This window comes from uncultured Negativibacillus sp., from assembly GCF_944388365.1.
In the GTDB taxonomy this organism is placed as follows: Bacteria; Bacillota; Clostridia; order Oscillospirales; family Ruminococcaceae; genus Negativibacillus.
Genome location: NZ_CALXIN010000081.1, coordinates 1 through 8,060 on the forward strand (window position 1 = coordinate 1; position 8,060 = coordinate 8,060).

Consider the following 8,060-nt stretch of genomic DNA (forward strand, 5'->3'; position numbering starts at 1 on the left):
GTTGTCGCTGTTGCTAAGAAGCTCGGCGTATCCGATGAGAAGATGCTGCGCGCTGCTACCATCAGCCACCTGATGGGCATCTATATCAAATCCCAGTTCGGCAGACTGTCCGGCTTCTGCGGCGCTACCGTTGCTGGAACCGGTTCTGCCTGCGGTATCGTTTACCTGCTGGGCGGCGGTCTGAAAGAGATCGAGAACGCTGTATTCAACATGATCGGCAACGTTACCGGTATGCTGTGCGACGGCGCAAAAGCTGACTGTGCACTCAAGATCGCTACCTGCACCAACGCTGCAATGCAGGCTGCACTGATGGCACTCAAGGGCATCCGCGTTCTGTCCACCGACGGTATCGTTGAGGACGACGTTGAAAAGACCATCTCTAACTTTGCAGAGCTGGGCAACGAAGGCTCTGTACAGCTCGACCAGTTGATGCTGGAAATGATGCTGAAAAAAGAAAAAGCAGTAAAGTAAATTAACACTGTTGCTTAAAAGAGGACATCCTGTGATGTCCTCTTTTTTGCGCAAAAACTGCCCGAGCGGCGCATTTTTTAAAGGGATAGGAAATTATGCCTTGTCCACAGCTTCATTTTATGCTATGATAAATTCCAGACAAAGCATGGGAGGAATCGTATGAGAATCAGAAGAAAACCATGGGCGCGGCCGGAGCTGGCTGCCTGCCCGTTTTGTATAGACAATCCGGAGGAGAACATCGGTCACTGGCAGGAAGCCTTCCCGAAGCAGCAGCCGCTGCATCTGGAGCTGGGCTGCGGCAAGGGTGGATTTATTGCGCAGAGGGCAGTGTCCCATCCAGAGATAAACTTCCTGGCGGTGGATATCAAGAGCGACATCCTGGGACTGACCAAGCGCAACATCGAACAATCCTGCCAGCAGGCGGGCAAAGAGGTGGACAACGTGCGCATCTTCGCCTATGATATCGAGCGTATCTTGCAGGTGTTGGATGCAAACGACGCAGTCGACCGCATCTACATTAACTTCTGCAATCCGTGGCCCAAGAAAAAGCACAAGAAAAAAAGACTGACCTACCCAAGACAGCTGTTTTTCTATCAGGAGTTTTTGAAAAACGGCGGCGAAATCTGGTTTAAGACTGATGACGACGAGCTGTTTGAGGAGTCGCTGGGCTACTTTGAGATGTGCGGATTTACCCAGGAATATCTGACCCGCGATCTGGAAAACAGCGGATTTGCGGACAATATTCAGACAGAACATGAACGAATGTTCATGGAACAGGGCATCAAAATCAAGTTCCTGATCGCGAAAAATCACGGCCGCGTCAGTGCGCTGCCGCCTGTCGTCCCGAAGGAAAGCGACGAAGAAGGCAGCGATAAGGTGCAGCCGGAAGAATAAAAAGAGAAGTTCCAGTATTAGTATGAAAGGAATGATCGGTATGAAAGCAATTTGTGGCGGAAAGCTCGTCCTGCATGACCGCATCGCAGAGGGCATGGCAGTTTTGTTTGATGAAAAAATTATTGGCATTGTTCCAATGTCCGAGGTACCGGCGCAGGCAGAGCGCATCGACGTTTCGGGCGCATGGGTTACTCCTGGACTGTTCGACGTCCACATCCACGGCTCCGGCGGCTGCGACACAATGGACGGCACCGTCGAGGCACTGCACACCATCGCTTCGACCGTAGCTAAAAACGGTGTCACCCGTTTTCTGGCGACCTCGGTCACTCTGCCGCTCGACCGCACAGCACAGGTATTTGACATGGTGCGCACCGTCGTCGGCAAAAGCGGCGAGGGCTGGGATGCCGCCGTCATCGAGGGCATCAACATGGAGGGTCCGTTCATCCATCCGGCTTACAAGGGCGCCCACGAGGAAAACTACATCGCTGACTTTGATTTTGACTTTATGAAGCGGTACAGCGATGTCATCCGCATCGTCACCGTCGCACCGGACAAAGAAGGCGGCATGGAATTTATCCGCAAGGTCACCACCGAGACACCAATCAAGGTTTCGATCGGTCACACCGCCGCTACCTATGAGCAGGCAATGGAGGCCATTGCCAACGGAGCTACCCAGGTGACCCACCTGTACAATGCCATGACTCCAATGCATCACCGTAAACCAGGCGTCGTTACTGCGGCGCTGCGCTCCGACGTCTACACCGAGATGATCTGCGACACCATCCACGTTCATCCGGCGATGTTCCAGTTTGTGATGGACTGCAAAGGCAAGGATCGCTTTGTGCTGATTACCGACTGTATGCGTGCGGGCGGTATGCCGCAGGGCGAATATACACTGGGCGAGCTGAAGGTAGTTGTCAATGAAAACAGCGCTCGTCTGACCGACGGAACGCTGGCAGGCAGCATCCTCACCCTCAACAAGGCGATTGCCAACGTCCATGCAAACACCAACAAGCCGCTGTGGGAGATCGTCAATGCGGCGACCCTCAATCCGGCCAGAGCAATGGGAATGCAGGATCGCATCGGTTCGATTCGCACCGGCTGCAATGCGGACTTCGCAGTGTTTGACGAGGAGTTTAACACCCAGATGACCATTGTCGACGGACGTGTGGTCTACAAAAAGTAAACAGGATTTTTCAATGCCCAGACATTTCTCGTCTGGGCATTGTTGTATGTTCGATAAAAGATGGGTTCCGCAGGGAAAACAACCATCTATACAGCGAAGGGAGCGCAACACCGTGAAAAAATATGAGTATCTAAGCCTTCATATTGGAAAGCTGTTTGGTGCAGAGCTGTCAGAACACCGGCGCATCATCGACGAGTATGCTGCAAGGGGTTATTCCTACGAGTTCCTACTGCCGAAAACTTCCCACTGGGAACTTTTCGGGGAGAGTTTGTACACTTCGATAGTTCTTGAAAACTTTTTCTCTTGCAGAAAAGTAGATTGAAAACAAGTTTTCAATCCCAAACTCTTCAAAAATACGCCTGACGATAAAGGTGTTTCGCTCGTTGCGACGAGCGACCAGAGTTTCACTCTGGACTGGACAATTTTTTGAAAAAAATTGAGTAAAACTTTAGTTTGTCTCACCTGATACAAAACAGCCGCTACAAGATGTCCGCTGAAAATCAGCGGACTTTTTTGTTTTGCAGTTCTATCCGTGCACCGGCCTGCATAGCATATAGCAAACCAAAAACGAAAGGACTGACCTCGATGAACCCACCGACTCAAACCGAAATACTGCTTGCAAGGCTCAGTCCGCGCATCGGACAGGCGCTGCGGGCACTGCCGCCCGACCTTTGGGCGCAGGTGCAGGAGGTTCGACTGTTGCAGGACAAGCTGATCATGTTGACCATCAACGGACGCTGCCGCACGCTGGACAGCATTTGTCCCGCGGTAAGATCGACGCCGGTCAGCCTTCAGGAGATCGAGCAGAGCTTCGCCTCGCTGTGTGAGTATTCGGTACATACCTATCTGAGTCAGATTCAAAACGGTTACATTACGGTGCGCGGCGGTCACCGTATCGGTCTGGGCGGAACAGCGGTCATGCAGGGAGAGAAGGTTCATTCGATGCGGGACATCCGTTCGATGAATATTCGGCTGGCGCGGCAGGAGGAAGCGGACATCGGACTGCTTGCGGACAGGCTGTACGGCGGCGGCCGATGTTCGGTATTGGTAGCGGGAGAGCCTGGCAGCGGAAAGACGACATTGCTGCGGGCGCTGGCACTGTGGCTGTCAGAACAATTTCGGGTGACAGTGGTGGACGAGCGCGGAGAGCTGATCGACCGGACTGCCCGTGGCGGCTGTATCGACGTGCTGCGCGGATTCCCCAAGGCAATCGGCATCCTGCAGGCGGTGCGCACGCTGTCGCCGCAGGTGGTCGTCTGTGATGAGGTCGGCAGCGGCGAGGAGGTACGGGGATTGCTCGAGGCGGTCAACTGCGGCGTGAGTCTGCTTGCCAGCATCCACGCCGGCAGCATGGAACAGCTGCTGCTGCGCCCGCAGTTTCACGCCTTGCAGCAGAGCAGCACCTTTGAAAAGATCGTCCTGCTGCAAGGTGCGCATGCACCGACAGCGGTGGAAACGGTGTACAAGGTTCAGGGAGAAAGGCTGGTGGAGATATGAACGGGATGTTTGGCAGAGTGATCGTCTTTCTGTGCTGCACGGGCGTCGGCTGGGAACTTGCTGGAAGGAGCGGACGGCGGCGGCAGGAGCTTGCAGCCTCTGCACAGCTGGTGCGGAGGCTGACAGGAGAGCTGGGTTACAGCATGAAGCCGGCGGATGAGCTCATCGGGATGCTGTGTAAGGAGAATGGATTTGACAAGCTCTGGTATCTGCGCGCCTTCTGCGAGCTGGAGGAACTGCCCTTTCCTGAGCGATGGCGCAGGTCGGTGATGAGTCGGACGGGCAATCTGGACGAGGACGAGCGTCAGCTGCTGCTGCGGGTGGGCGAGGTGCTGGGTTGCTACGACCTGGATACTCAACTGCAGCAGCTGTTGCCGATTGCTGAGCAGCTGCAGCAGCGCGCGCAGGAATTAGGTGAACAGGTGGCGAAGGATCGGCGGCTGTACACCAGCCTTGGACCATTGGCAGGACTTGCCGCCTGCATTCTGTTATAAAACGAAAAAGGATGGTTGGAAAGTATGGACGTGGATTTGATCTTTAAGATAGCAGCCATCGGCATCATCGTTTCGGTGCTCAATCAGGTGCTGATCCGCTCAGGGAGGGAGGAGCAGGCGACGATGACCACGCTGGCAGGACTGATCGTGGTGTTGATGATGATGATCGAGCAGATCAGCATTTTGTTTGATACGGTGAAATCGGTGTTCGGACTGTGAAAGGAGGAAGAGGGATGCAGCTGGAGGCGGTGATCGGGTTTGGATTGTGTGCGGCGGCGCTGAGTATGCTCCTGCGGCAGTACCGTCCCGAATATGCGCTGTTTTTGTCGCTGCTGTGCGGCGTCGGCATTTTGCTGTGGCTGGTGCAGACGCTGTCGCCGATGCTCGGCGAACTTGAGCAGCTGGCAAAGCTGGCACTGAGCGAAAACGAAGGAGCGCAGATTCTGCTCAAGTCGCTGGGTATCTGTCTGGTGACCCAGGCAGCCAGTGACACCTGCCGCGACATCGGCGAAACCGCCATTGCCTCACGGCTGGAGCTGGCAGGTCGGGCGGCGATGCTGTTGTTGGCGATGCCGCTGTTCGGGCAGCTGCTCGAACAGGCGCTGCGTTTGATCGGGTAGGTGAGCGCATGGGTCTGAGAAGAAAAATTGCGGTTTTTATCTGGGCGTGCCTGATTGGAATACTGCTCTGTTTAAATGTCTGCGCCAGTTCGGTGACAGAATCGGATACGGCGCTCGACCAGTATCTGTCCCAGACGCTGGATGAGCTTTGGGCAGAGCTGTCTCCACAGCTTCCTTCGCAGGCGCAGGAAGCGATGGATGAGGTGGAGATCGACGGCATCTCGTCGCTGCTCTCAATGACGCCTGGGCAGCTGATTGAGCAGGTGCTGATTTTGCTGCGCGACCAGCTGGACTATCCGATGGAGGTGGTCGGGCGGCTGATTGCCATTGTACTCTTGTGTGCGATGGTGCAGGCGGTGTGCAGCAGCAGCCTTTCCCAGCAGTTACAGCAGATTTTTTCGATCACCGCCGTCGCCTGTATGGTCAGCTTTCTCAGTCAGCCGGTGCTGCAGTGCATCGAACGGACGGTGCAGGCGCTGCACGAATGTGCGTTGTTTATGATGTCGTTTGCGCCGGTGATGAGTTCGGTGGTAATCGCGGGTGGAAATCCCGCTTCGGCAGGGAGCTACAATCTGTTTTTGTTCTTTGCCTGTCAGGTGATCGCCCAGCTTGCCAGTCAGACACTGGTGCCGCTGTTGAGCATCTATCTTGCACTGTGCATCGTCGGACCGCTGGCACCTTTTTTGAAGATGGACAGCATCACCGGCGCCATCCGTTCGGTGGTCTGCTGGGGATTGGGCATCCTGACGACCGTCTTTGTGGGAATGCTGTCATTGCAGACGGTCATCAGCACCGGCGGCGATTCGCTGCTGCTCAAGACCTCCCGCTTTTTGGCGGGCAGCTTTATTCCGGTGATCGGCGGAACTATCTCCGATGCGCTGGGTGCGGCACGCGGCTGTGTGCAGGTGATGAAAAGCGTCATCGGCTCGGCAGGTATCGCGGTGGCGGCGCTGACCTTTCTGCCGGTGCTGTTGGAGGTCGGGCTATGGTATCTGGCGGTCAAGGTGTCGGCGTGGGCCGCGCAGATGCTGGATGCCAAACAGGGTGCAGCGCTGCTTTTGAGCATCGCGCAGACCTTTTCGGTGTTGCTTGCGATGATCGTCTGCTTCATGCTGCTGGTGCTGGTATCCACCGCGCTGCTGATGATGCTGACAGTGGGATAGGAGGGAGGAAGGTTTGATATGGAATCCATCCGGCAATGGGCGGCCTGTCTATGTTTTGCAGCGGCAGCAGCGGGTATCTGCCGTCTGCTGATTCCTTCGTCGGGACTGGGACGCACCTTGCAACTGAGCCTGTCGGTGTTTTTTCTTTGCAGCGTACTGCTTCCGCTGCAAAGCATGCACCTGCCGTTTGTGTTGGATATGGGAGCGGAGGTACAGCAGCAAGCAGAACAGCTGTCCGAGCAGACGGTGCAGCAAAGTCAGAGCGCTGCTTTGGAGATGGCAAAACAGCAGATCGAAACCGAGCTTACCAATTTTCTGCTGGAAGAAGGCATAACCCCTGTCCGCATCGGCATAGATATGATGCAGCAGGATGATTCGGTCACCTTGGATTTGTACCTTCTGCTCCAACAGCAGGACCGTCCGAAGGAAAGCTGGCTGCGGGAACATCTGGCGTCCGAGCAGCTTAGGCTTACCATCGAATATCAGGAAGGAGAAAACAGCAATGAATCCCAATCGTGAACAGATTCGCTCGTATGCAGAGCATTTCCTGCACCGACTGCGTGCGTTTTGGGAGAGGACCGACCGAACCCGACTGCTGGTAATTGCGGGCTTGGTGGGAATGGGACTCATCCTGTGTTCCGAGCTGATGCCGCAGGCGTCGGAGGAGGCAGAGCCTCTCGTGCAGGAGCAAAGCAGCAGTGAGCAGTATGTCCGCAGCATGGAGGAGAGACTCAAAGAGATTCTTTCGCAGATCGACGGCGCAGGAGAATGCAGCGTGATGGTGACCCTGCGGGAAAGCAGCCGCAGCGTCTATGCAAGCGAGGACAAATCCACCCAGCAGTCCAGCCAGACCCAGGACACCAGCACCAGCGAACAAAATCTGGTCCTGGTGGAAAGCCGCGACGGTCAGAGCAGTCCCGTGCTGGAAAAAACCATCGAGCCGCAGATCAACGGGGTGATCGTCGTCTGCGAAGGAGCCGACAGCGCGCAGGTGCGCAGTCAGGTCATCGAAGCGGTCACAACGGTGTTGGGGATACGCAGCACACAGGTGTGTGTCTCTCCACGCCGTTAGTATGATAAAAAAACTGCCGTCCGGCAGCGGCAGGCACTGACAGGAGGAAACGTTATGAATATGATCGTAGGAAAGAAACAGATTGTTTTGGCATCACTGGTGGCTGCGCTGGGTGTGGCGGTGTATCTGAACTATCAGTTTGCTGGCGAGGATCTGGCGCTGGTGACCGCCAACACCGAGCAGACCGAGGTCAGCGAGACACTGGTCGAGGACGGCGAGGAAGAAAACTACGGCGACGCACAGTTTGTGGATACCCAAGAGGTCAGCGCCGGACAGTCGAGCGAGGAATACTTCTCCCAGGCGCGTCTGACCAGAACCCAGACCAGAGACGAGGCGACCGAGGCGCTGCAGGTCATGCTCTCGGATGAAAGCCTAGCTCAGGAGCAGAAGGAGGAGCTGACCGCACAGGCCAGCGCGATTGCCCAGTCGATTGAAACCGAAGGCAAGATCGAAAACCTCATCAAGGCCAAAGGCTTTGAGGAGTGCATGGTTTACTGCTCCACCGAAAAGGTGGACGTCATTGTCAAGGCGCCGGACCTGCAGGAAGGAGATGTGGTACAGATTCGCGACATCGTCCTTGCCGAAACACAGGTGCCGGTGGAAAACATCTCCATCGTGCCGGTACAGTAAGCCGGCTGCAACGGATCGCCCTTTTGGGGGACG

Annotated in this window: 10 protein-coding genes and 1 pseudogene; all 11 read left to right on the top strand. The window is 55.6% G+C overall.

The genetic code is table 11. The annotated features are described in order from the left end of the window. Positions 1-471 (top strand): L-serine ammonia-lyase, iron-sulfur-dependent, subunit alpha (locus Q0L39_RS09410; RefSeq protein ID WP_296628658.1); only part of this gene is annotated, 471 nt, incomplete at its 5' end. A 159-nt stretch (positions 472-630) separates the two neighbouring features. Next, positions 631-1,275: pseudogene (trmB, locus tag Q0L39_RS09415) on the top strand (tRNA (guanosine(46)-N7)-methyltransferase TrmB); the annotation flags it as partial. Between the two features lie 130 nt (positions 1,276-1,405). Further along, the gene (gene nagA / locus Q0L39_RS09420) at positions 1,406-2,551 is read left to right on the top strand and encodes an N-acetylglucosamine-6-phosphate deacetylase (protein ID WP_296628659.1); all 1,146 of its coding nucleotides are present in this window, start codon (positions 1,406-1,408) and stop codon (positions 2,549-2,551) included. A 585-nt stretch (positions 2,552-3,136) separates the two neighbouring features. After that, positions 3,137-4,048, top strand: coding sequence for an ATPase, T2SS/T4P/T4SS family (locus Q0L39_RS09425; protein ID WP_296628661.1), 912 nt, complete (start codon positions 3,137-3,139; stop codon positions 4,046-4,048). After that, positions 4,045-4,542, top strand: a complete 498-nt coding sequence (locus tag Q0L39_RS09430) for a stage III sporulation protein AB (protein ID WP_296628662.1) — start codon at positions 4,045-4,047, stop codon at positions 4,540-4,542. Before Q0L39_RS09425 ends, Q0L39_RS09430 begins: the two co-directional genes overlap by 4 nt. 24 nt (positions 4,543-4,566) lie before the next feature. Beyond that, positions 4,567-4,761, top strand: coding sequence for a stage III sporulation protein AC (spoIIIAC, locus tag Q0L39_RS09435; RefSeq protein ID WP_296628664.1), 195 nt, complete (start codon positions 4,567-4,569; stop codon positions 4,759-4,761). A gap of 14 nt (positions 4,762-4,775) precedes the next feature. Beyond that, on the top strand, positions 4,776-5,162 hold the full coding sequence (locus tag Q0L39_RS09440) for a stage III sporulation AC/AD family protein (RefSeq protein WP_296628666.1): 387 nt from the start codon (positions 4,776-4,778) through the stop codon (positions 5,160-5,162). A gap of 8 nt (positions 5,163-5,170) precedes the next feature. Further along, positions 5,171-6,325, top strand: coding sequence for a hypothetical protein (locus tag Q0L39_RS09445; protein WP_296628668.1), 1,155 nt, complete (start codon positions 5,171-5,173; stop codon positions 6,323-6,325). Positions 6,326-6,343: 18 nt separating this feature from the next. Next, positions 6,344-6,844, top strand: coding sequence for a hypothetical protein (locus Q0L39_RS09450; protein ID WP_296628670.1), 501 nt, complete (start codon positions 6,344-6,346; stop codon positions 6,842-6,844). After that, complete coding sequence (locus tag Q0L39_RS09455; protein ID WP_296628672.1) at positions 6,828-7,397, top strand: hypothetical protein; 570 nt, start codon at positions 6,828-6,830, stop codon at positions 7,395-7,397. Before Q0L39_RS09450 ends, Q0L39_RS09455 begins: the two co-directional genes overlap by 17 nt. A 54-nt stretch (positions 7,398-7,451) precedes the next feature. Then, the gene (locus Q0L39_RS09460; protein WP_296628674.1) at positions 7,452-8,027 is read left to right on the top strand and encodes a SpoIIIAH-like family protein; all 576 of its coding nucleotides are present in this window, start codon (positions 7,452-7,454) and stop codon (positions 8,025-8,027) included. Positions 8,028-8,060: the final 33 nt, after the last annotated feature.